The sequence below is a fragment of the Parasphingomonas frigoris genome (assembly GCF_036663815.1).
In the GTDB taxonomy this organism is placed as follows: Bacteria; Pseudomonadota; Alphaproteobacteria; order Sphingomonadales; family Sphingomonadaceae; genus Sphingomonas.
This window is the reverse complement of sequence record NZ_JAXOJQ010000003.1, coordinates 554,372-575,861: the sequence shown is the minus strand read 5'-3', so window position 1 is coordinate 575,861 and position 21,490 is coordinate 554,372. Positions and strand designations below refer to the sequence as shown.

General features: G+C 67.2%; 19 protein-coding genes. 8 read left to right on the top strand and 11 right to left on the bottom strand.

The genetic code is table 11. The features are described from left to right. Positions 1 to 117: 117 nt before the first annotated feature. Entirely contained in the window at positions 118 to 498 is a 381-nt protein-coding gene (locus tag U1872_RS13115) for a VOC family protein (RefSeq protein ID WP_332793340.1), read from the bottom strand. Positions 499 to 591: 93 nt separating this feature from the next. Here U1872_RS13115 and U1872_RS13110 point away from each other — a divergent pair, with 93 nt between their 5' ends. From U1872_RS13110 to U1872_RS13100, 3 genes are all read left to right on the top strand, one after another. Then, entirely contained in the window at positions 592 to 1,914 is a 1,323-nt protein-coding gene (locus U1872_RS13110) for a cystathionine gamma-synthase family protein (RefSeq protein ID WP_332793339.1), read from the top strand. Between the two features lie 77 nt (positions 1,915 to 1,991). Then, positions 1,992 to 2,384, top strand: coding sequence for a DUF2147 domain-containing protein (locus U1872_RS13105; protein ID WP_332793338.1), 393 nt, complete (start codon positions 1,992 to 1,994; stop codon positions 2,382 to 2,384). Between the two features lie 39 nt (positions 2,385 to 2,423). Then, the gene (locus tag U1872_RS13100) at positions 2,424 to 3,443 is read left to right on the top strand and encodes an adenosine deaminase (RefSeq protein ID WP_332793337.1); all 1,020 of its coding nucleotides are present in this window, start codon (positions 2,424 to 2,426) and stop codon (positions 3,441 to 3,443) included. 9 nt (positions 3,444 to 3,452) lie between these two features. On the opposite strand, the gene murA is transcribed toward U1872_RS13100, so the two are convergent. Beyond that, positions 3,453 to 4,736 (bottom strand): UDP-N-acetylglucosamine 1-carboxyvinyltransferase, encoded by a 1,284-nt coding sequence (murA, locus tag U1872_RS13095; RefSeq protein WP_332793336.1) that lies wholly within the window; start codon positions 4,734 to 4,736, stop codon positions 3,453 to 3,455. Positions 4,737 to 4,906: 170 nt separating this feature from the next. On the opposite strand from murA, the gene U1872_RS13090 reads away from it, so the two are divergent. Beyond that, complete coding sequence (locus U1872_RS13090; protein ID WP_332793335.1) at positions 4,907 to 5,644, top strand: Crp/Fnr family transcriptional regulator; 738 nt, start codon at positions 4,907 to 4,909, stop codon at positions 5,642 to 5,644. Between the two features lie 31 nt (positions 5,645 to 5,675). Here U1872_RS13090 and clpS read toward each other — a convergent pair whose 3' ends face one another. The 3 genes from clpS to U1872_RS13075 form a co-directional block, all read right to left on the bottom strand. Further along, on the bottom strand, positions 5,676 to 6,008 hold the full coding sequence (gene clpS / locus U1872_RS13085) for an ATP-dependent Clp protease adapter ClpS (RefSeq protein ID WP_332793632.1): 333 nt from the start codon (positions 6,006 to 6,008) through the stop codon (positions 5,676 to 5,678). Positions 6,009 to 6,158: 150 nt separating this feature from the next. After that, positions 6,159 to 7,010 (bottom strand): phasin family protein, encoded by an 852-nt coding sequence (locus tag U1872_RS13080; RefSeq protein WP_332793334.1) that lies wholly within the window; start codon positions 7,008 to 7,010, stop codon positions 6,159 to 6,161. A gap of 102 nt (positions 7,011 to 7,112) precedes the next feature. Next, positions 7,113 to 8,846: a PHA/PHB synthase family protein gene (locus U1872_RS13075; RefSeq protein WP_332793333.1), complete on the bottom strand. Its 1,734-nt coding sequence runs from the start codon at positions 8,844 to 8,846 to the stop codon at positions 7,113 to 7,115. 159 nt (positions 8,847 to 9,005) lie between these two features. On the opposite strand from U1872_RS13075, the gene U1872_RS13070 reads away from it, so the two are divergent. The 3 genes from U1872_RS13070 to U1872_RS13060 are packed head-to-tail and all read left to right on the top strand — an operon-like array spanning position 9,006 to position 11,432. After that, positions 9,006 to 10,211, top strand: coding sequence for an LL-diaminopimelate aminotransferase (locus tag U1872_RS13070; protein ID WP_332793332.1), 1,206 nt, complete (start codon positions 9,006 to 9,008; stop codon positions 10,209 to 10,211). 10 nt (positions 10,212 to 10,221) lie between these two features. Next, positions 10,222 to 10,998, top strand: coding sequence for a sulfite exporter TauE/SafE family protein (locus tag U1872_RS13065; protein WP_332793331.1), 777 nt, complete (start codon positions 10,222 to 10,224; stop codon positions 10,996 to 10,998). Positions 10,999 to 11,000: 2 nt separating this feature from the next. Then, complete coding sequence (locus U1872_RS13060) at positions 11,001 to 11,432, top strand: acyl-CoA thioesterase (RefSeq protein ID WP_443025389.1); 432 nt, start codon at positions 11,001 to 11,003, stop codon at positions 11,430 to 11,432. Here the strand turns inward: U1872_RS13060 and U1872_RS13055 are convergent. Both U1872_RS13055 and U1872_RS13050 read right to left on the bottom strand, forming a co-directional pair. After that, complete coding sequence (locus tag U1872_RS13055; protein ID WP_332793329.1) at positions 11,422 to 12,156, bottom strand: hypothetical protein; 735 nt, start codon at positions 12,154 to 12,156, stop codon at positions 11,422 to 11,424. The genes U1872_RS13060 and U1872_RS13055 overlap by 11 nt on opposite strands. A 62-nt stretch (positions 12,157 to 12,218) precedes the next feature. Next, positions 12,219 to 13,673, bottom strand: a complete 1,455-nt coding sequence (locus U1872_RS13050; protein WP_332793328.1) for a helicase HerA domain-containing protein — start codon at positions 13,671 to 13,673, stop codon at positions 12,219 to 12,221. Between the two features lie 147 nt (positions 13,674 to 13,820). Here U1872_RS13050 and U1872_RS13045 point away from each other — a divergent pair, with 147 nt between their 5' ends. Further along, positions 13,821 to 14,873, top strand: a complete 1,053-nt coding sequence (locus U1872_RS13045) for a LacI family DNA-binding transcriptional regulator (RefSeq protein ID WP_332793327.1) — start codon at positions 13,821 to 13,823, stop codon at positions 14,871 to 14,873. 12 nt (positions 14,874 to 14,885) lie between these two features. On the opposite strand, the gene xylA is transcribed toward U1872_RS13045, so the two are convergent. From xylA to U1872_RS13025, 4 genes are all read right to left on the bottom strand, one after another. Then, complete coding sequence (xylA, locus tag U1872_RS13040) at positions 14,886 to 16,196, bottom strand: xylose isomerase (protein ID WP_332793326.1); 1,311 nt, start codon at positions 16,194 to 16,196, stop codon at positions 14,886 to 14,888. 19 nt (positions 16,197 to 16,215) lie between these two features. Further along, positions 16,216 to 17,670 carry a xylulokinase gene (xylB, locus tag U1872_RS13035; protein WP_332793325.1) on the bottom strand — a complete coding sequence of 485 codons (1,455 nt, stop codon included), beginning with the start codon at positions 17,668 to 17,670 and terminating at the stop codon, positions 16,216 to 16,218. A gap of 8 nt (positions 17,671 to 17,678) precedes the next feature. Continuing rightward, the gene (locus tag U1872_RS13030; protein WP_332793324.1) at positions 17,679 to 18,782 is read right to left on the bottom strand and encodes a glycoside hydrolase family 43 protein; all 1,104 of its coding nucleotides are present in this window, start codon (positions 18,780 to 18,782) and stop codon (positions 17,679 to 17,681) included. A gap of 116 nt (positions 18,783 to 18,898) precedes the next feature. Further along, positions 18,899 to 21,430, bottom strand: coding sequence for a glycoside hydrolase family 3 protein (locus U1872_RS13025; RefSeq protein WP_332793323.1), 2,532 nt, complete (start codon positions 21,428 to 21,430; stop codon positions 18,899 to 18,901). Positions 21,431 to 21,490: the final 60 nt, after the last annotated feature.

Sequence of the window (21,490 nt, the reverse complement as noted above, 5' to 3'; positions counted from 1 at the left end):
CTTCCTCCCCTCCCTGGAAGGGAGGGGTCGGGGGTGGGTTGGCCTAGGGAGCGGGCCGACGCCGCCACGGGCCGACCCACCCCCAGCCCCTCCCTTCCAGGGAGGGGAGGCGCGCGGTCAGCGCGTGCGAAACTCCTCGGGCGTCGTCAGTTGCGTCAGGATCAGCCCATTGCCGTCGGGGTCGTTCAACATCGTGAACCGCCCCCAAGGCTGCGCATCGACCGGCGACAGCGTCACGCCAAGCGCGCCGATCCGAGCAAACGCGGCATCGACGTCGGCGACCCCCAGCATCAACCCCTGCACGCCACCCGGCGGCATCGCGTCGAACCACGTCACCAACGCGATCGTCGCACCACCATCGCTCGGCTGGAGCTGGATCCAGCGCATCGCGGGCCCCATCGCCTCGTCGCGCAACACCGCAAGCCCGATCACCCGCGTGTAGAAGTCTAACGCTATCGCCGGATCACGCACCGGCACCGAGACCACTGCAACCGCCATGTCGCATCCCCCCGTCGCTCCACCGCGCAGATGGTTTCAATTGACACTATCGCGCGTTACACGATCCTACCCTATTTTCAGCGAGGACGCAGCATGGCCGACAAACTCGAAACCGAAGCCGATCTGACCGGCGTCGCGCCGCGGACCAAGCCTAAGCCCTCGATCGAGAAGATCGGCGATCGCAAGCTGAAGCCGTCGACGCTGATGATGGGCCACGGCTATGACCCCGCGCTGTCCGAAGGCTCGCTCAAGCCCCCGATCTTCGCCACCTCGACCTACGTCTTCCCCAACGCGGCAGCAGGCAAGCGCCACTTCGAGGGCGTCACCGGCAAGCGTCCCGGCGGCTCGGAAGGCCTCGTCTATTCGCGCTTCAACGGCCCCAACCAGGAGATCCTCGAGGATCGCCTCGGCGTGTGGGAAGAGGCCGAGGACGCACTCGTCTTCTCGAGTGGCATGTCGGCGATCGCGACGCTGTTCCTGTCGATGGTCAAGCCGGGCGACACGATCGTCCATTCGGGCCCGCTCTATGCCGCAACCGAGACGCTGATCGCGCGGATCCTCGGTCGCTTCGGTGTGAAGTGGCTCGACTTCCCGGCGGGCGCGACGCGCGAGGAGATCGACGCGGTGATGACCCAGGCCGCGACCGGCAACGTCGCCTTGATCTATCTCGAAAGCCCCGCCAACCCGACCAACGCGCTGGTCGACATCCAGGCGGTGGCCGCGAGTCGCGACGCGATCTTCAAGGACGCCAAGCCGCCGATCGCGATCGACAACACCTTCCTCGGCCCGCTGTGGCTGAAGCCGCTCCAGCACGGCGCCGACATCGTCGTCTATTCGCTGACCAAATATGCCGGCGGGCATAGCGATCTCGTCGCGGGCGGCGTGTTGGGTTCGAAGGAGCACATCAACACGATCCGGCTGATGCGCAACACGATCGGCACGATCTGCGACCCCAACACCGCGTGGATGCTGATGCGCAGCCTCGAAACGCTCGAACTGCGGATGAGCCGCGCGGGCGAGAATGCGGTCAAGGTGTGCGGCTTCCTGCGCGGCCACCCCAAGGTCGAGCGCGTCGGCTATCTCGGCTTCCTCGCCGACAGCCCCGGCATGGAGCGCCAGGCCGACATCTACGCACGCCATTGCACCGGCGCGGGCTCGACCTTCTCGCTGATCGTCAAGGGCGGCGAGAAGGAAGCGTTCGCCTTCCTCGATGCGCTCAAGATCGCCAAGCTCGCCGTGTCGCTCGGCGGCACCGAGACGCTCGCCTCGCACCCCGCGGCGATGACGCATCTCTCGGTCGCCGACGAGCGCAAGCAAGCGCTCGGCATCACCGACAATCTCGTGCGGATCTCGATCGGGGTCGAAGACGCAGATGATCTGATCGCCGATTTCGCGCAGGCACTCGACGCGATCTGACGCGTTCAACGGGGGGACAGGTCTGCGGCGATACAGCGCCGCAGACCCCTCTTGTGAAAAGGTGCGCGATGCGACCGATGATGATGACGCTGGCCGCAGCGATGCTGGCCTTGCTCCCCGAAGCGGTGCTCGCCGCGCCGCCGACGGGCACATGGACCAACCCGCAAAAGTCGGTCCGCGTCGTGTTCCAGAAATGCGGCCGTGCGATGTGCGGCAAGATCGTCTGGGCGAGCCCCAAGGCGCAAGCCGACGCCGCGCGCGGTGGTGGCGGGCCGCTGGTCGGCACGATCCTGTTCAGCGATTTCGTCGAGCAGCGCCGCGGGCTGTGGAACGGCAGCGTGCTGATCCCCGATATCGGGCAGACGGTGTCGGGGACGATCGAGCAGACCGGACCCGACACATTGGTCGGCGAAGGCTGCGTCCTTGCCGGGTTCGGTTGCAAGCGGCAGACCTGGACGCGAGCACGCTGAACGCTTGCCGCCGAGGCGTGATCGCGCGATGACGGCGGGATGATTGCCCCTGACTTCATCGCCGGCCTGCCCAAGGCCGAACTCCATCTGCATATCGAGGGCAGCCTCGAGCCCGAGCTGATGTTCGCGCTGGCGCAGCGCAACCGGGTCGCGATTCCCTTCGCGAGCGTCGAGGATGTCCGCGCGGCGTATCAATTCTCCCGGCTGCAGGACTTTCTCGACATCTATTATGCCGGCGCCGACGTGCTGCGCGAGGCCCAGGATTTCCACGATCTCGCCGCCGCTTACTTCGATCGCGCTGCGGCGGACGGCGTCGTCCATGCCGAGATCATGTTCGACCCGCAGACGCACACCGCGCGCGGCGTCGCGTTCGAGACGGTGATTACCGGCCTGCTCTCGGCGATCGCCGAGGCGAAGGCAAAGCACGGCATGAGCGTGCTGCTGATCATGAGCTTCCTGCGCCATCTTGACGAGGCCGATGCGTTCGCGACGCTCGAGCAGGCCGCGCCGTGGCTCGACCGGATCGCCGCGGTCGGACTCGATTCGTCCGAGCTGGGCCATCCGCCCGAGAAGTTTGCGCGGGTCTTTGCGAAGGCGCGCACGCTCGGGCTGAAGCTCGTCGCGCATGCCGGCGAGGAAGGGCCGCCCGACTATGTGCTGCAGGCGCTCGACCTGATCGGCGTCGACCGGCTCGACCACGGCAATCGCAGCCTGGAGGATCCGCTGCTCGTCACCCGGCTTGCGCGTAGCGGGATGACGCTGACGGTCTGCCCACTCTCCAACCTCAAGCTGTGCGTGGTCGACGACATGGCAGCGCATCCGATCGACCGGATGCTGCGCGAGGGACTGCGCGCGACCATAAACTCCGACGATCCCGCGTATTTTGGCGGGTATGTTGCCGACAATTATCGCGCGGTCGAAGCGGCGCGCGGTCTCGACCGGCCGGATCTCGTCACGCTCGCGCGCAACAGCTTCCTCGGCTCGTTCCTGCCCGACGCCGCCGTCACCGAGCATCTCGCCCGGCTCGACGCCTATGTCGCGCAGGCGCCGGCCGCATAGGCACCGCGCTCAGCCGTCGCCGACGCGCTCGATGTCGGCGCCGACTGCGCTCAGTTTCTCCTCGAGCCGCTCGTAGCCGCGGTCGAGGTGGTAGACGCGGCTGACCTGCGTCTCGCCGTCCGCGACGAGCCCGGCGATGATCAGGCTCATCGACGCGCGCAGATCGGTCGCCATCACTTGCGCGCCGGTCAGCTTGGGCACGCCGCGGACCACCGCGGTGCGGCCATGCACTTCGATGTTCGCGCCCATCCGCGCCAGCTCGGGCACGTGCATGTAGCGATTCTCGAAGATCGTCTCGGTCAGCACGCTGGCGCCATCGGCCATGCACAGCATCGCCATGAACTGCGCCTGCATGTCGGTGGCGAAGCCCGGGAACGGCGCGGTCGACAGCGTCAGCGGCTTGATCCCGCCCGATGCGGAGACCAGCAGATTGTCTCCGCGCTCCTCGAGCGTCACGCCCGCGTCGATCAGCGCGGCGGTGGTCGCGCGCATGTCGTCCATCTTGATCCCGACCAGTTCGACCGAGCCGCCGGTGATCGCCGCGGCACAAGCATAGCTGCCCGCCTCGATCCGGTCGGGCATCACGCGATAGGTCGCGCCGTGGAGCCGGTCGACGCCTTCGATCTCGAGCGTCTCGGTCCCGATCCCGCTGATCTTCGCGCCCATCGCGACGAGCAGGTTGCACAGGTCGACGATCTCGGGCTCACGCGCGGCGTTCTCGATCCGGCTGCCGCCCTTGGCGAGCACGGCTGCCATCACGACATTCTCGGTCGCGCCGACCGAGACGATCGGGAAGGTGTAGATGCCGCCCGACAGCCGCCCGCCCGGCGCGATCGCCTTGACGTAGCCCGCCGCCATCTCGAGCTGCGCGCCGATCGCCTCGAGCGCCCGCAAGTGCAGATCGATCGGGCGGTTGCCGATCGCGCAGCCGCCCGGCAGCGATACCGTCGCCTCGCCCGCACGCCCGATCAACGGGCCGAGCACGAGGATCGACGCGCGCATTTTCCGCACGATGTCGTACGGCGCCTCGGTCGCGGTCAGTTTCCCCGCGCGGATCGTCATGACGCGACCGAAATCCTCAGGGCGCGCGCCCTCGATCCGGGTCGAGCAGCCGAGCTGGTTGAGCAGATGGCCGAAACTGTCGACATCGGCGAGCCGCGGCAGATTGCGCAGCGTGACCGGCTCTTCGGTCAGCAACGCGCACGGCATCAGCGTAAGCGCGGCGTTCTTGGCGCCGGAGATGGGAATGCGGCCCGACAGGCGATTGCCGCCGCGAATGAGAATACGATCCATGCCCCCGTTTATCGACTCGCCCCGAACGCGCAAGCGCGTTACACTCTGCGCAAGCAGTCGGCGCTCGGGGGAACGCACAATCCACCTCTAAATCGTTACGGTTGATCATTTTTATTGCGCAATGTGCCGTGCGCTGCTTTGCGAATCTCGCCAGAAGGAGATTTCAGCGCGTGCCAGGAAGTTGCTTTGCCGATCGCTTGGGCGACATCGTCAGCTTGACCCCCGACGAACGGCTGGCGCTCGAGCGGCTGGAGACACGACGGCAGCCGCTGCGGCGCGGTGCGATCCTGCAACGCGAGCGCGACAGCGTGCGCGATCTCTACATCCTGCGCCAGGGCGTGGCGATGAGCTCGGTGCTGCTCGACGACGGTAGCCGGCAGATCCTGCGCTTTCACGTGGCTGGCGACATGCTCGGCACCGCCGCGATGGTGTATCGCGAGGCGACCGAGACGATCACCGCATTGACCGACTGCCTGGTCAGCCCGTTCGCCCGCTCGACTTTCGCGACGCTGTTCGGCGCGCAGCCGCGGCTGATGGCGCTGATCATGGTCTACAATCAGATCGAGCGCGCGGCGTTGACCGATCGCCTAGCCGTGCTTGGACGCACCTCGGCACGGGCGCGCGTCGCTGCGATCCTGCTCGACATGCGCAACCGCCTGCAGACGCGCGACTCGTCGATCGGCACGTCGTTCGTGCTGGGTTTGACGCAGGAGGAAATTGGCGACGCGACGGGGCTGACGGCGGTGCATGTCAACCGGATGCTGCGGCAGTTGGAGGTGGATCGGCTGATCGCGCGTGAAGGCGGGCGGATGACCTTCCTTGACGAACGCGAGCTTGAGCGCGCCGCGAATTTCGTCGATCGCTATGCCAAGGTCGATCTCAGCTGGCTGCCCGAGGCAAGCGGCTAAGGTAAGCGTCGCAAGCCGGCGTCCGCCCGCGTCAGGCCTTTTCCAGCATGCATTGCAGCGGGTGCTGGTTCTGCCGGGCGAAATCCATCACCTGCGTCACCTTGGTCTCGGCCACTTCGTAGCTGAAGGTGCCGCACACGCCGACGCCCTTCTGGTGGACGTGCAGCATCACGCGCGTCGCGGCTTCCATGTCCATCCGGAAGAAGCGCTGCAGCACCAGCACGACGAACTCCATCGGCGTGTAATCGTCGTTGAGCAACAGCACGCGGTACGGCGTCGGTTCCTTGGTCTTGGCGCGCGTGCGCGTAGCGACGCCGGCGCCGGTACCGTCGTCACCGGTGCCGTCGTCTCGGCGTTCCGCCATCGAGATGTGTGTGCTGTCGATCATGTGTCGTCAAAATATGGCATTGCCGGGGGTGAGGGCAAGGGGGCGCGACGATATCGCGGTGACAAGCCCACGAAAAAGGGCGGCCCGACCGGACCGCCCCTTTCTTAACCCTGCCGTAGCGGGTGCTTAGGCCGGGATCTTGATCTTCTCGGCGGCGACAGCAACGCGGTTCGAAATCGGCTGCGCGATCTCGCCGGCGAGCTTGAGCATCGACTCGGTGTTCTTCGAGGTCTCGGCGACCATCGAGTCGAACGTGCTGCGCATGAAATCGCTGTGGAGCTTGAGGAAGTCGGTCGGCGACTTCACGCTCGACAGCGTCTTGAGCACGGCGGTCGCGCTCTCGAACTGCTTGCGGCCGAAATCGGCAGCTTCCTGGCCCATCGTCTTGATGCCCTTGGCGGCAATCTTCGACGATTCGACGATCGCCTCGATATTGCCCTTCGAGAATTCGTTCATGTCCTCGATCATCTTCGAACCCTTTTCCATTGCGGTCTTGGTGCGATCATTCACGTCGGCGAACATCGCCTGTGCACGAGCCTGGCCATTTTCTGCGGCGGACTGAATCGTTTCCATGGTAGCGACTTCCTTCTGAGCGATCGTCGCGGCGGCAGCGGCGACAGGTTGCGGGGCTTCAACGGTAAGCGGAGGCGGGGCGCTGGTCGGCGCCGCCGCGGGAGACGCAACAGCGGACACCGTAGCGACCGGAACTGGCTTCGGCGCGGGCACCTTGGCGACCGGGACTGGCTGCGGGGAAACAGGGGCAGCCGCCGCGACCGGAGCAACCGGTGGCTTCGCGGCGATGGCCGGCTTCTTCGGCGAGGGGGGTTCGCTCGGCATCGGGACACTCGACGACGCAGGCTGGACGACGGGCGATGCGGCAAGCGCTGCCGGAATCGACTCCGCCGATGCGGCAGCGACGGTCGTCACCGGCTTGACGGTCGGCGACAGCGCCTTGGACTTGGGTCCCTTGATGGCCATGACGGGATTGCTCCTGCTCTATTGCTGCAGTGCAATATACTGGAGGTTCAATCCCTTTTCAACCAGAATGTTGCAGCGCAACATAACGACACAGTTAGGTCCTCAGCGCACCCTGACGTAGCGTCCGGGCGCTTCCTCGAGCGCGGCGAGCGCGCCCGCGCCGGGGTGCCGGGCACCGGCAACCGCGACGGTATCGGCACCGTGGGCCTGCAACCAGACGAACCAGTCGGGCCACCAGCTGCCCTTGGTCTCGACCGCCCCGGCGATAAACGCGGCCAACGTATCGACCGGATCGGGGTTGACCCAGTATTGGTATTTTCCCGCGCTCGGCGGATTGACCACGCCGGCGATGTGGCCCGAACCGGCAAGGACGAACTTGCGCTCGCCGGTGAAGAGTCGGGTCAGCGCCCAGACACTTTCGGGTGGCGCGATATGATCCTCGCGCCCGGCCTGGATATAAGCCGGCGTCGCGACCCGGCCGAGGTCGATCGGCACGTCGAGCGCACTCAGCGCGCCGGGCTGCACCAGCAGATTGTCGCGGTACAGGTCGAGCAGGTAGCGCAGATGCCATGTCGCCGGCAGGTTGGTGGTGTCGCCGTTCCAGTGGAGCAGGTCGAACGGCGCATAATCCTTGCCGAGCAGGTAATTGTTGGTGACGTAATTCCAGATCAGGTCGCGTCCGCGCAGCTGGTTGAACACCGCCGCCATGTAGCGCCCGTCAAGAAAGCCGTCGGTGGTCAGCGTCTTGAGCAGCGCCAGTTGGTCATCGGCGACGAAATGGAGCAGTTCGCCGGCCTTCTCGAAATCGACCTGCGCGGTGAAGAAGGTCGCGCTCGCCACCTTGTCGGCCTCGCCGCGCGCCGCGAGGATCGCCAGCGTCGCGGCGAGCGTCGTGCCCGCGACGCAATAGCCGATCGTATGCACCGCGGGCACGTCGAGCGTGCTACGGATCAGGTCGATCGCCTCGATCTGCGCGGCGATGTAATCGTCCCACACGACGTCCTTCATGCTCGCATCGGCCGACCGCCACGACACGAGGAAGACCGTGATGCCCTGCTCGACAGCCCAGCGGATGAAGCTCTTCTCGGGCGTGAGGTCGAGAATATAGAAGCGGTTGATCCATGGCGGGAAGATGACCAGCGGCACCGCGAGCACCGATTCGGTCACAGGCGCATATTGGATCAGTTCGTAAAGATCGGTGCGGTGGACGACCTTACCCGGCGTCATCGCCAGGTTGCGCCCGACCTCGAACGCATTCTGGTCGCTATGCGTCAGCTGCCCCTTCGCGAGATCGGCGAGCATGTTCTGCAGGCCCTTGAGCAGATTCTCGCCGCCGGTCTCGATCGTCTTGGCGAGCACTTCGGGGTTGGTCGCGGGGAAGTTTGACGGGCTCATCGCGTCGAGAAAGCCGCGCGCGGCAAAGCGCATCTGATCGCGCTGCGCGGGATCGATCCCCTGCATCGCCTCGACCTGCGCGAGCATCTGGTCGGAGAAGAGGAAATAGCTCTGCCGAATCCAGTCGAACAGCGGATTCTCGCGCCACCGCGGATCCTTGAAGCGCTTGTCGCGCGCCTGCTCGGGGGATGGCGCGGGTGCTTCGGCCTGGCCGGGGACGAGCATGCGCTGCCACAAGGTGAGGCTGTCGTTCCAGAAATCGCGCGTCCGGGCGAGCGTGTCGGGATCGGTCAGGCCGGGGATCGCGGGTACGCCCTGCCCTGCCGTATCCCACGCCGCCATGCCCTGTTCGAGCAGCATCTGCTGCGCGCGGCCGAGCAACCAGGTCCAATGCTGCAGATCCGCGAGCGCGGGCATGGCGGGGGGTGGTGTGTCGGCCATGGCATCCTCATCGCTGTCCGCGCGACCATAGCCCGATCGCCTGCGCGAACGAAAGCACCCAAGCGGCAAAACGCGGGAATCCACGCGTTCGCCCGACGCCGGGGTGACGAAGCGCGCCCGACGACGTAAGGATATGTCTCCTCTAACCGGAATTCCGCAATGTCCGACGATTTCTATCGCATCAAGCGCCTGCCGCCGTACATCATCGCCGAAGTCAACGCGATGCGAGCGGAAGCGCGGGCGACCGGCGAGGACATCATCGATCTCGGCATGGGCAATCCCGATCTGCCGCCGCCGCCGCACGTCATCGAGAAACTGATCGAAGTCGCGCGCAAGCCCGACGCGCACGGCTATTCGCAGTCGAAGGGCATCCCCGGCCTGCGCAAGGCGCAAGCGAACTATTATGGCCGGCGCTTCGGCGTCGATGTCGATCCCGATACCGAAGTCGTGGTGACGATGGGGTCGAAGGAAGGCCTCGCCAGCCTTGCGACGGCGATCACCGCGCCCGGCGACGTCGTGCTCGCGCCCAACCCGTCCTACCCGATCCACACCTTCGGCTTCATCATCGCCGGCGCGACGATCCGCGCCGTGCCGACGACGCCCGACGAGGCCTATTTCGACGCGCTCGAGCGCGCGATGGCGTTCACCGTCCCGCGCCCGTCGATCCTGGTGGTCAACTATCCGTCGAACCCGACCGCCGAGACGGTCGACCTCGCTTTCTACGAGCGCCTCGTCGCATGGGCGAAGGAGAACCAGGTCTGGATCATCTCCGACCTGGCCTATTCCGAACTCTATTATGACGGCGTGCCGACCGCCTCGATCCTGCAGGTGCCCGGCGCCAAGGACATCGCGATCGAATTCACCTCGCTCAGCAAGACCTATTCGATGGCGGGCTGGCGGATCGGCTTCGCGGTCGGCAACAAGACGCTGATCGCGGCGATGAGCCGCGTGAAATCCTATCTGGATTATGGCGCCTTCACCCCGATCCAGGCCGCCGCCTGCGCCGCGCTCAACGGCCCGCAGGACATCGTCGCGAAGAATCGCGAGCTCTATCACAAGCGCCGCGACGTGCTGGTCGACAGTTTCGGCCGCGCCGGATGGGACATCCCCTCGCCGCGCGCATCGATGTTCGCCTGGGCGCCGCTGCCCCCGGCGCTGGCGCACTTAGGTAGCCTTGAGTTCTCCAAACAATTGCTGACTCACGCACGTGTCGCGGTTGCCCCAGGGGTGGGCTATGGCGAAAACGGAGAAGGCTTTGTGCGCATCGCGATGGTCGAGAACGAACAGCGGCTGCGCCAGGCCGCGCGCAACGTGAAGAAATATCTCCTGTCGATGGGCGTCAACACCCCCGCCAAGGCCGGCTGACCCCGCGCCGATGCACATCAATCTGCTGTATTCGATGGCCGGCGTGCTCGTCGGCCTGGTCGTCGGGCTGACCGGCGTCGGCGGCGGCTCGCTGATGACGCCGCTGCTCGTGCTCGCCTTCGGATTCCACCCGGCGACCGCGGTCGGCACCGACCTGCTCTATGCCTCGGCGACCAAGACCGTCGGCACGACGGTGCATGGCTGGCGCGGGACGGTCGACTGGACCGTCGTGCGTCGGCTCGCCACCGGCAGCGTGCCCGCCGCGGTGGTGACGCTCGTCATCCTCCATTATGCCGGCGAGCAGTCGGCCAAGACCGGCCACGCCATCTCGGTCGCTTTGGGCGTCACGCTGCTGCTGTCGGGCCTCGCCACCATCTTTCGCGCGCGGATCGTCGCGGCGCTGAAGCATCGCCTGGGCACCGTCAGCGCGACGCGGCTGGCGGGGCTGACGGTCGTCCTCGGCGCGGTCCTCGGCGTGCTCGTCTCGCTCACCTCGGTCGGCGCGGGCGCGCTCGGCATGACCGCGCTGCTAATCCTCTACCCGCTGATGCCGGTCAACCGGCTGGTTGGATCGGACATCGCGCACGCCGTGCCATTGACGCTGCTCGGCGGGATCGGGCATTGGATCCTCGGTTCGGTCGACGGGTCGCTGCTCGTCTCGCTGCTGGTCGGGTCGATCCCCGGGATCATCGTCGGCAGCCTGGTCGCGAGCCGCGTATCCGATCGCTTCCTCACCCCCATCCTCGCCGCGGTGCTCGCCGCGGTCGGCCTGAAGTTGCTGTTCTAATGATGACCCGTCCCGACTTTGCCTTCTCGACCCGCTTCAAGGTCCGCTATGCCGAGATCGACGGGCAGAAGGTCGTCTTCAATTCACGCTACCTCGAATATGCCGACGTCGCGGCGACCGATTTCTGGGACTGGACCGGGATCGGCGCGGCGCTGGGCGACGGGTGGACGCAGACCGAATTCCACGTCCGCCATACCGCGATCGACTACCTCAAGCCGTTCGTCTGGGGCGACACGATCGAGGCGTTCGTGCGGATTTCGCGGATCGGCCTGTCGAGCCTGACGCAGCAGTTCGAACTCTGCCACGCCGAAACCGGCGCGCTGCATACGGCGATCACGATGGTGATCGTCAACGTCCACCTCCCGACCGGAAAGCCGCTCCCGATCGCCGACGATGTCCGCGCTTACCTCGAGCGCCTGCCCGCTACTTCTTGAAGCCCGACACCAGGTCGAAGCGGATCCGCACCCACGCGCCGATCATCGCCTTGCCGTTGACGCGCGGCGGCCGCACGCGGAACTGCCATGCCGCCAGCCGCAGAGCGCGCGACAAGCCGCCACCAGGCGGCGATTCTTCGAGCGAGCGGCAATTCTCGACGCGGAAATCGGGCGCGGTCTTGCACGCGATCATCGCCCAGCCGCCATCGCCTTTCATATATTCCTGCATATAGGGCTTGAGCTCGGCGTCGCTCGGCTCGCGATACCATTCGGCATTGTAGAGCGATCCCCCGCCCGGACCCTGCCCGGGGCCGTACGCCGCGACGCTGTCCTGACCCTTCCCCTGGCCATCGCCCTCACCCGTGGCACCCTTGATCTTGCCGATGTCGGCCGCGGCGAAATCCTCGGTGCTGAGCTGGATCAGCTTCGACGGCAGCGGCGCCTTGGGCAGCGGCGGGACGGTCGGCGGCGGTGGCGCGGCCGAGGCGGTGGTGACCTTCTTCTTCTGCTGCGTCGCGACTTTGGTCTTGGCCGCCGTCTTCGCGACCGGCGGGCCGATCGGCCGCACGTCGAAGGTGGTGAGCTTCGGCTGCTCTTTCCGGGTGAACACGCCCGTGCCGAGCTGTAGCAGCAAGAGCGCGACCAGCCCTTCGACCACGAGCGCGAGCACGATCGCGCGAACGCGGCGGCGATCCGACGTGGATTGATAGGAGGCGGATGCCATCGAGCGCCCCTAGGCTGCGCCGTCCTGCACTGCAACAGCTTGCGCGCAACCTGAACGCATTGTCATGCGGCGTCGGCGGGCGCGGTCGTCCAGCCCAGGGCGGGGATCGTCAGCGATCGTTTTCCCGACAGATCGACCCGCGTCACCAACAGGTTGCGCCCCTCGATATAGCCGATCACGCGCCGTGCCCGGCCGAGCGAACTGGTGCCGTAGGTATGCGCGATTTCCTCGTCGGTCGGCGCGGGCAGCCCCTCGCGCGCCGCACGTGCGATCAACAGGAAGCAGCCGAGCATCTCGTCGGGCAGATCGTGCGCGATCGCGATTGCCTCGGCCCAGTCGCCGTCGAGCCCGTCGAAGATCCCCGCGCGGGCCGCCGCGAGTCGCCGCGAGAAACCCGAGGAGGACAGTGGCGCCGGGTGCACACCGACCATACGGCAGCGCACCTGGAAATCCTGGTAGAGCACGGCGGCCGGGCGCGTGCTCGAATCGCGATCCTCGACGATCGCGCGGAGCACGTCGGTGACGACGCGCGCCAGTTCCTCGGGATCGCGCTTGGGGACGTCGCGCGCCGCCGGATCGGGGGTCAGGACCGTCTCGATCTGGTCGAGCACATATTCGGCCGGGGCCGCGCGCGGCGGCGGCGGTGGCGGGCGCACCGGCTCTTCCATCTCGGCGAAGAGGAACTGCCGCATGTCGCTCGCCTGCGGTTGCGGCAGCGGGGTCAGCACCGGGCCGCCGCCGCGCGACCCGGTCTCGACCGAGCCGACCTTGATCGCGATCGGGCGGCGGCACACCGCGGGCCCGAGCGCGAGGAAGGTGCCGCGCGGCAGATCGCGGATCTGCTCGGCCTGGCGCCGCTCCATCCCGAGCAGATCGGCCGCGCGCGCCATGTCGATGTCGAGAAAGGTGCGCCCCATCAGGAAGTTCGACGCTTCCGCTGCCACGTTCTTGGCGAGCTTGGCGAGGCGCTGCGTCGCGATGATCCCGGCCAAGCCCCGCTTGCGGCCGCGGCACATCAGGTTGGTCATCGCACCCAACGACGCGCGGCGCACTTCTTCGGTCACTTCGGCACCCATCGACGGGGCGAACACCTGCGCCTCGTCGACCACGACCAGCGCTGGATACCAATGCTCGCGCGGCGCATCGAACAGCGCGCCGAGGAACGCCGCGGCACAGCGCATCTGGCCTTCCATCTCGAGCCCCTCGAGATCGAGCACGACCGAGGTGCGATGCTCGCGGATCCGCTGGCCGAAGCGCGCGACCTCGGCGACCGAATAGTCAGCGGCGGCGATCGCGATATGGCCGTATTTCTCGCCGAGCGTGACGAAGTCGCCTTCGGGGTCGATGATGATCTGTTGCACCTGCCCCGCGCTGCGTTCGAGCAGCCGGCGCAGCAGATGCGACTTTCCCGAGCCCGAATTGCCCTGCACGAGCAACCGCGTCGCCAGCAATTCTTCGAGATCGATCGGAACGGAAGCGCCGCCCGCGTCGAGGCCCATATCGACCTGAAACGTCATCGGGAGCGCATGCCCGATGGAGTGGGGCTGGGGCAAGCGCCATCGCCCCAAAGCGGCACTTCGCACGGCTGTGCGGCTTCGGCGCAACGCCTTTGCGCCTTGCCGCAGGCCCGTCGGCCGCCATAGGGTATCCCGGAAAGGACCGGAATGAAGGAAAGTCGGAGCTCGCGTCGCCACCACAATGGCCCGACCGTCGCCGATGTTGCGCAGCGCGCCGGGGTCTCGCCGATGACGGTATCGCGCGTCGTCAATCGCAAGGGGAGCGTCCGCCCGGCAACCCGCGAGCGCGTCGAGGCCGCGATCGACGCCTTGCGCTACGCCCCCAACGCCGCAGCCCGCCGACTGGCCGGGGGTGAGGACGTGCGGATCGGCGTGCTCCACACCAATCCCAGCTTCTTCTATTTCAGCGAATTCCTGGTCGGCTGCCTCGACCAGGCGAGCCGCGAGAATGTCCAGATCGTGATCGAGAAATGCGAGCCCGGCACCGAGATCGCCGCGATCGAGCATCTCACGCGCGGCCGGATCGACGGAATCGTCCTGCCGCCGCCATTGTGCGATTCGGCGCTGGTGCTCGAGGCGCTCCACGCGCGCGAGATTCCGGTGATGGCGATCTCGACGGGGCGGGCGCCGGGCTGGGCGCTGTCGGTGAGCATCGATGATCGCCGCGCCGCCTATGACATGACGCGGCATCTGGTCGATCTCGGACATCGCCGGATCGGTTTCATCACCGGCGCACCCAACCAGACCGCGAGCGGCGAGCGGCTCGAAGGCTATCGCGCCGCGTTGGTCGAGCTTGGCGTGAAAACGGACCCCGCGCTGGTCGCCGATGGGCTGTTCACCTACCGCTCGGGGCTCGACGCCGCTGCGTATCTGCTCGCGCTCGATCCGCCGCCGAGCGCGATCTTCGCGGCGAATGACGATATGGCAGCGGCCGCGATCGCAGTCGCGCACCGGCGCGGGCTCGACGTGCCGCGCGATGTCACCGTGGTCGGCTTCGACGATTCGGCGTTGGCGACGACGATCTGGCCCGGCCTGACGACGATCCGCCAGCCCGTCACCGACATGGCGCGGATCGCGGTCGAATTGCTGGTCGGATCGATCCAGGGCCGCACGATCGACCAGCCGGACGGCATCGCCGAACCGCACGTGCTGGTCGAGTATGCGTTGATCCGCCGCGAGTCCGACGCCGCGCCGCGCTGAGACGGCGTGGCGTCAGAGGAAGCGGTTGATCAGATTCTCGATCCGCTCCTGCCGGCCCGAGCGCGGCTGCGGGTCGATGCCCTGCTCGACCGCGAGATCGGCGATTCCCGCCAGGTCGAGCGACCCGACCTTCTGCCCGAAGTCTGCATCCCAACCCGCATAACGCTCGGTCTTGATCGCATCGAGACGACCGTCCTCGATCAGCGCGGCTGCGTTGAGCAGGCCCTTCGCGACGACGTCGATCGCGCCGACATGGCCGTGGAACAAGTCGACCGCCTCCATCGACTGGCGGCGGACCTTGGCGTCGAAGTTGAACCCGCCGGTGGTGAAGCCGCCCGCGCGGATGATCTCGAGATTGGCGAGCGTCAGTTCCTCGACCGAATTGGGGAACTGGTCGGTATCCCAGCCATTCTGCGGATCGCCGCGATTCGCGTCGATCGAGCCGAAGATGCCGAGCGCCGCTGCGGTCGCGATCTCATGCTCGAAGGTGTGGCTGGCGAGCGTCGCGTGGTTCGCCTCGATATTGACCTTCACTTCATTCTCGAGGCCGTAGCGCTTGAGGAAGCCGTACACCGTCGCGGTGTCGAAATCGTACTGATGCTTGGTCGGCTCGAACGGCTTGGGCTCGATCAGGATCGTGCCGGTGAAGCCGATCTTGTGCTTGTGCTCGACCACCAAGTTGAGGAAGCGGCCGAGATTGTCGAGCTCGCGCTTGAGATCGGTGTTGAGCAGCGTCTCATAACCTTCGCGACCGCCCCACAGCACGTAGTTCGCGCCGCCGAGGCGATGCGTCGCTTCGAGCGCATCACGGACCTGCATCGCGCCGAACGCGAAGACTTCCGGGTTGGGGTTGGTCGCGCCGCCGGCGGCGAAGCGCGGGTGGCTGAACAGGTTCGCGGTGCCCCACAACAGCTTGCGGCCCGACGACGCCTGCAGCTTCTCGAGATGATCGACGGCTTCTGCGAAGTTGCGGCGATGCTCGTTGATGTTGGCGGCATCCGCCATCACGTCGACGTCGTGGAAGGCGTAGAACGGGATGTCGAGCTTGGTGAAGAAGTCGAACGCGACTTCGCGCTTCTGCGCAGCCGCTGCCGAATCATTCGCCCCGGCGTGCCACGGGCGGTTGAAGGTGCCGCCGCCGAACACGTCCGAACCCGGCCAGCAGAAGGTGTGCCAGAAGCAGGCGGCGAAGCGCAGATGGTCTTCCATCCGCTTGCCCATGACGACGCGGTCCTTGTCGTAATAGCGATAGGCGAGCTCGTCGTCGGTCTCGGGGCCCTTGAAGGCGATCTGGGGAATGTCGGCAAAGAAATCGGTGGCCATCGGGGCGCTCCTTGGGGGGTCAGTTGGATGCGGTGAGGGGAGAAATCTGGGCGTAGGCCGCGCGGAAGGCGGCCTTCTTGGGCGCGAGCCGCTCGGTTAGCGCGACGTCGGGCGCGATGCGGTGCGAGACCGGCGGCGCGACGCAGACCTCGGCGGGGGTGCCGCCGTCGACTGCGATCTGCGCGAGCCGGGCGGCACCGAGCGCGGGGCCGACTTCGCCGCCCTGGAGGTAGACCAATGGCACGTCCATCGCGGCGGCGAGCGTCTCGCCCCAATAGCGCGAGCGCGCGCCGCCGCCGATCACGGCGAGCTCGGCGACCTCGGTCCCCGCCTCGCGCAGCACGTCGAGCCCGTCGGCGAGCGCGAACGCGACGCCTTCGAGCACGGCCTGTGCGAGCCGGTTGGCGTCGGTGTCGTTGTCGAGCCCGACGAACGCGCCGCGGACCTGTGCGTCGTTGTGGGGGGTACGTTCGCCCGAGAGATAGGGGAGGAAAATCTCGGGACCGTTGGCGGCACCCGCCGCTTCGGCGCGCTGGAACAGCTCGGCAGCACCACTCGCGCCCGTGAGCCGCGCGACCCAGTCGATGCACGACGCCGCGCTGAGATGGACCGACATCTGGTGCCATATGTCGGGCAGGCAGTGGCAGAAGGCGTGGACCGCGCGCGCCGGGTTGGGCCGGAACGCATCGTTGGCGACGAAGATGACGCCCGATGTGCCGAGCGACAGCAAGGCTTTGCCGTCGGTGACGACGCCGACGCCCGCCGCACCACCGGCATTGTCACCAGCGCCGCCCGCGACCGGTACCTGCGGAATGCTCCAGGCTTCGGCGATATCGGCGCGGAGCGTGCCCGCGACGTCGGTGCCCTCGACCAGCCGCGGCATCTGCGCCTCGGTCAGCCCGCAGGCGGTGAGCAGCGTCTCGCTCCAGCGCCGGCCGGCGACGTCGAGCCACAAGGTGCCCGCCGAATCGGACATGTCGGACGCCTTCTCGCCGGTCATCCGCAGCCGGACATAGTCCTTGGGGAGCAGCACGGTCGCAACCTGCGCGAAGATCTCGGGCTCGTGGCGGCGGACCCATTCGAGCTTGGGCGCGGTGAAGCCCGGCATGACGATATTGCCGCCAACCGTGCGGAAATCGCCCGTGGTCGCTTCGAGCGCCGCGCATTCTGCGAACGAGCGACCGTCGTTCCACAGGATCGCCGGGCGCAGCGGCGTGTCGTCCGCGCCGAGCAGGGTTGCGCCGTGCATCTGCCCGGCGAGCCCGATCCCGCGGACCGACCGCCGGACCTCGGGGTCGATCGCGAGAACTGCGGCGGTCGTTGCCTTCCACCAATCCTCGGGGTCCTGTTCGGACCACAAGGGGTGGGGGCGCTGGACGGTGAGCGCCGCGACGCCCTGGCCGACGACCGCGCCATGTGTGTCGAGGACGACGGCCTTGACGCCCGACGTGCCGATATCAATCCCGAGAAACATCTGCTGCCTTATTTGACCAGCGGATCGATCGTCTTGATCGTCCCGTCAGCGTTGAAGGTGAGCTCGGTCAGCTTGACGTTGCGAAGGTGGTTCTTCCCGCTGAGCTGCGTGTCGGCATAAAACAGCCACCATTTGCCGCCGGTCTCGATGATCGAGTGATGCGTCGTCCAGCCCTGGACGGGGTTCATGATATACCCGCGATAGGTGAACGGGCCGTACGGGCTGGTGCCCGTCGCATAGTTGAGGAAGTGCGTGTCGCCGGTCGAGTAGGTGTAATAATATTGCCCGCCGCGCTTGAACATCCACGACGCCTCGAAGAAGCGCCGATCATGGTCGCCGCCGAGCACGGGCTTGCCGGCTTCGTCCAGGATCACCGCGTCGTGCGGCGTCTCGGCGAGGCTCTTCATGTCGGGGTTGAGCCGCGCGACCTTGCCGGTCAGCGCGGGCTGCGTGTCCTGGCCGAGATCGGTGTCGCTGCCGTTGGGATCGAAGGTGCCGTTCTTCCAGCGCTGGAGCTGACCGCCCCAGATGCCGCCGAAATAGAGGTAGCTCTTGCCGTCGGCGTCGGTGAAGACTGCCGGATCCATCGAGAAGGCGCCCGCGATCGGCTTGGGGTCGGCCTTGAACGGGCCCATCGGGCTCTTCGACGTCGCGACGCCGACCATGAACTTGCCGAGTCCGTTCTTGTCCTTGGTTTTGTCGCGTGCCGGAAAATAGAGGTAATAGGTGCCGTTCTTGTAGGCGGCGTCGGGCGCCCACATCTGCTGCGATGCCCAGGGGACTTGGCGGACGTCGAGCGCGACCGGGCCGACCGTGACGGGGCCGCCGATCTTGTCCATCTTCAGCACGCGATAATCGTGCATCGCATATTGGTTGCCGAGATCGTCGTCGGGGATCGCGGTCGGGACGTCGTGGCTGGGATAGACGTAGATCCTGCCGGCAAACACATGCGCCGACGGATCGGCGGTGTAGATCGACGTAACCAGCGGCTGCGACAGGAAGCGTTTCACGTCGGGCGCACGCTCCTGCGCAAGTGCCGGCGTGGCGGTCCCAGATGCCAGCCCGGCTGCTAACCCAGCTACCAACAGATCCGCGACGATGCGGTTAGCCATGGTCCCTCTCCCGGTGCGCGTAATCGCGCTACAGGCTTTGAGGTAGCGCTAACATCGATAGGGTGCAAGGGGCGCGCGACAGGGTGCAAGGTCGCCGCACCCCACCACGCGCGACACTATGGCTGACATTTCAGGACGTCGTCGGCGACCATGCCCAGCGACACGCGCGCAATGCTGATCGCGAGCGGTTGGCGGGTGCGCAGTTCGAACGGCGCCGTGACACGCTGCATTGCGACGGTCGCGGCAAAGCATTTGATCGGGATGCCGATCGTCCGCCACGCACCGACCGGCAAGCTGCCCGGCGCAAGCGCGCGCGAGCCCGCACAGCCGGCGCCATCGCACGCCATGCCGAGCGTCAGGTCGCTTCCTTGCGGCGCATCGAGCCGCAGCGTGGCGAGCATCATCACATCGCCATTGCTCTCGCGCGACAGGTCGACCGGCCGCTCGCTGCGCAGGGCGATCGTCTGTGCGGCGCCGCCGGCGAGCGCGAAATGCCGCGCGCCCTCCTGGACGCCGTAATCGACCGCGGTGACCTTGATCCGCCCGCCGAGCGCCTGCGCCGGGACCGTCGTGATCCGCGTGACCGAAGCCGCCCCGTCGCCGACCTGCAACGACCAGCCCGGCGTCGCGACCCCGGCGGCGAGGAACACTCCGTCGGTCCCGGCATCGGCGACGCCGGGATCCTCGGAAAGCTTGCGCCAGAGGGTGCCACGCTCGCGCCCGCTCAGGCCGTAGCCGAAGCGGTACAACGCCGGGCCACCCGGCTTGGCGGTGAGCGGCCAAGCCGTCGGCAACGCGCCGGTAAAGGGCGCGGCGACCCCGGGCGCGGCGAACAGGCGATCGGCGACGCCGCCGCCTTCGCTGCCCGGCAGCCAGGCGACGACGAACGCATCGGCGGCGTTGAGTTCGGGGTTCACGAACAGCGGGCGCCCGGTCAGCATCACCGCGACGACCGGGATGCCCGCGGCCTTCAACTTGCGCATCGTCGCAAGCGGCGCGCGCAATTCGGGGCGCAGCTGGAGCGACTTTATGTCGCCCTGGAATTCGGCATAGGGCGTCTCGCCGAACACCACGATCGCGGCGTCGGGCTTGGTGGTATAGGCGCCGTCGGGGCGCAGTTCGGCATGGCCGCCCGCCGCCTTCACCGCAGCGTGGATGCCGCCCCACAGCGTGGTCGCGCCGGGGAACATCGCCTTGGTGAGGCCGGTGCCCTGCCAGGTGATCGTCCAGCCGCCCGATTGCCGCGCGACATCGTCGGCGCCGTCGCCCGCGACGAGGATGTTGGCATTGGGCTTGAGCGGGAGCACGCCGCTGTTCTTGAGCAGGACGAGCGACTTGCCGACCGCCTCGCGCGCCACCGCGCGGTGCGCTGGCGCGCCGAGCAGGCTCCAGTCGCCGGCGAGCGGGCGCGACGACGGCTTGCCCGCCTCGAACAGCCCGAGCCGCAGCTTGACGCGCAGGATCCGCGCGACGGCATCGTCGAGCCGCGGCATCGGCACCGTGCCGTCCTTCACTTGGGTGAGCAGCGAGCCGTAGAGCGCGCGCCAGCTGTCGGGCGCCATATACATGTCGACCCCGGCATTGATCGCCTGCGGGCAGCTGTCGTTGGTGCAGCCGGCAATCTGGCCGTGCGCGTTCCAGTCGGTGACGACGAAGCCGCCGAAGTGCATCCGGCCTTTCAGCAGGTCGGTGACGAGCCCCTTGCTGCCCCCGATCTTCTGCCCCTGCCAGCTCGAGAAGCTCGTCATCACCGTGCCGACGCCGGCCTCGAGTGCGGGAATGTAGGGCTTGCCGTGAACGTCGCGCAGCTCGGTCTCGCTGATCCGCGCGTCGCCCTGGTCGCGCCCCTCGAAGGTGCCGCCGTCGGCGATGAAATGCTTGGTGCTGGCAAGCACGTGCGGTCCTGCCAGCATCCGGCTGCCGTCGGGCTTGCCCTGCAGGCCGACGATCATCCGCCCGGCATAGCTGGCGACGAGATCGGGGTTCGACGAATAGCCCTCATAAGCGCGGCCCCAGCGATAATCCTGCGGCACGGTGATCGTCGGCGCGAAGGTCCATTCCTGCCCGGTGGTACGGATCTCGACGGCGGTCGCCGCGCCGATCCGCTCGATCAGGTCGGGATCGCGCATCGCGCCGAGGCCGATGTTCTGCGGAAACAGCGTCGCGCCGATGATGTTGCTATGCCCGTGGACGGCGTCGATCCCCCACAGGATCGGGATCCCCTGCCCGCCCGCGCTGGTGTCGACCGAGGCGGCATAGAGCGCGTCGGCGAGCTCGAGCCATTTCGGCGCGGGCGCGAAATCGTCCTTGTTCGGCCCCGAATTGCCGCCGTTGAGCACCGAGCCGATATGATAGCGCCGCACCTCGTCGGGGGTGATGCTGTCGATATCGGCCTGGACCACCTGCCCGACCTTTTCCTCGAGCGTCATCCGCTTGAGCAGATCGGCGATGCGCGCCTCGTCCGCGACATTGGGCGCGAGCGGCCATTTCGGGCTCGGCCACAGCGCCGGGTGCACCACCGGGGCGCTGGCCGGTTTCGGCGCGCTGGCGACCGCGCGCTCGGCAGCGACGCCCGGCTGTGTCGACAGACTGAGCGTGCCGATCGCGACGCCAAGCACAGCGCCACGCGCAATCGATTTCGACCCCATATCCTACCCCTACGTCGCGCTCCGACCGGCCGCCACGACAACCGTCGGCCCTCCGCACAT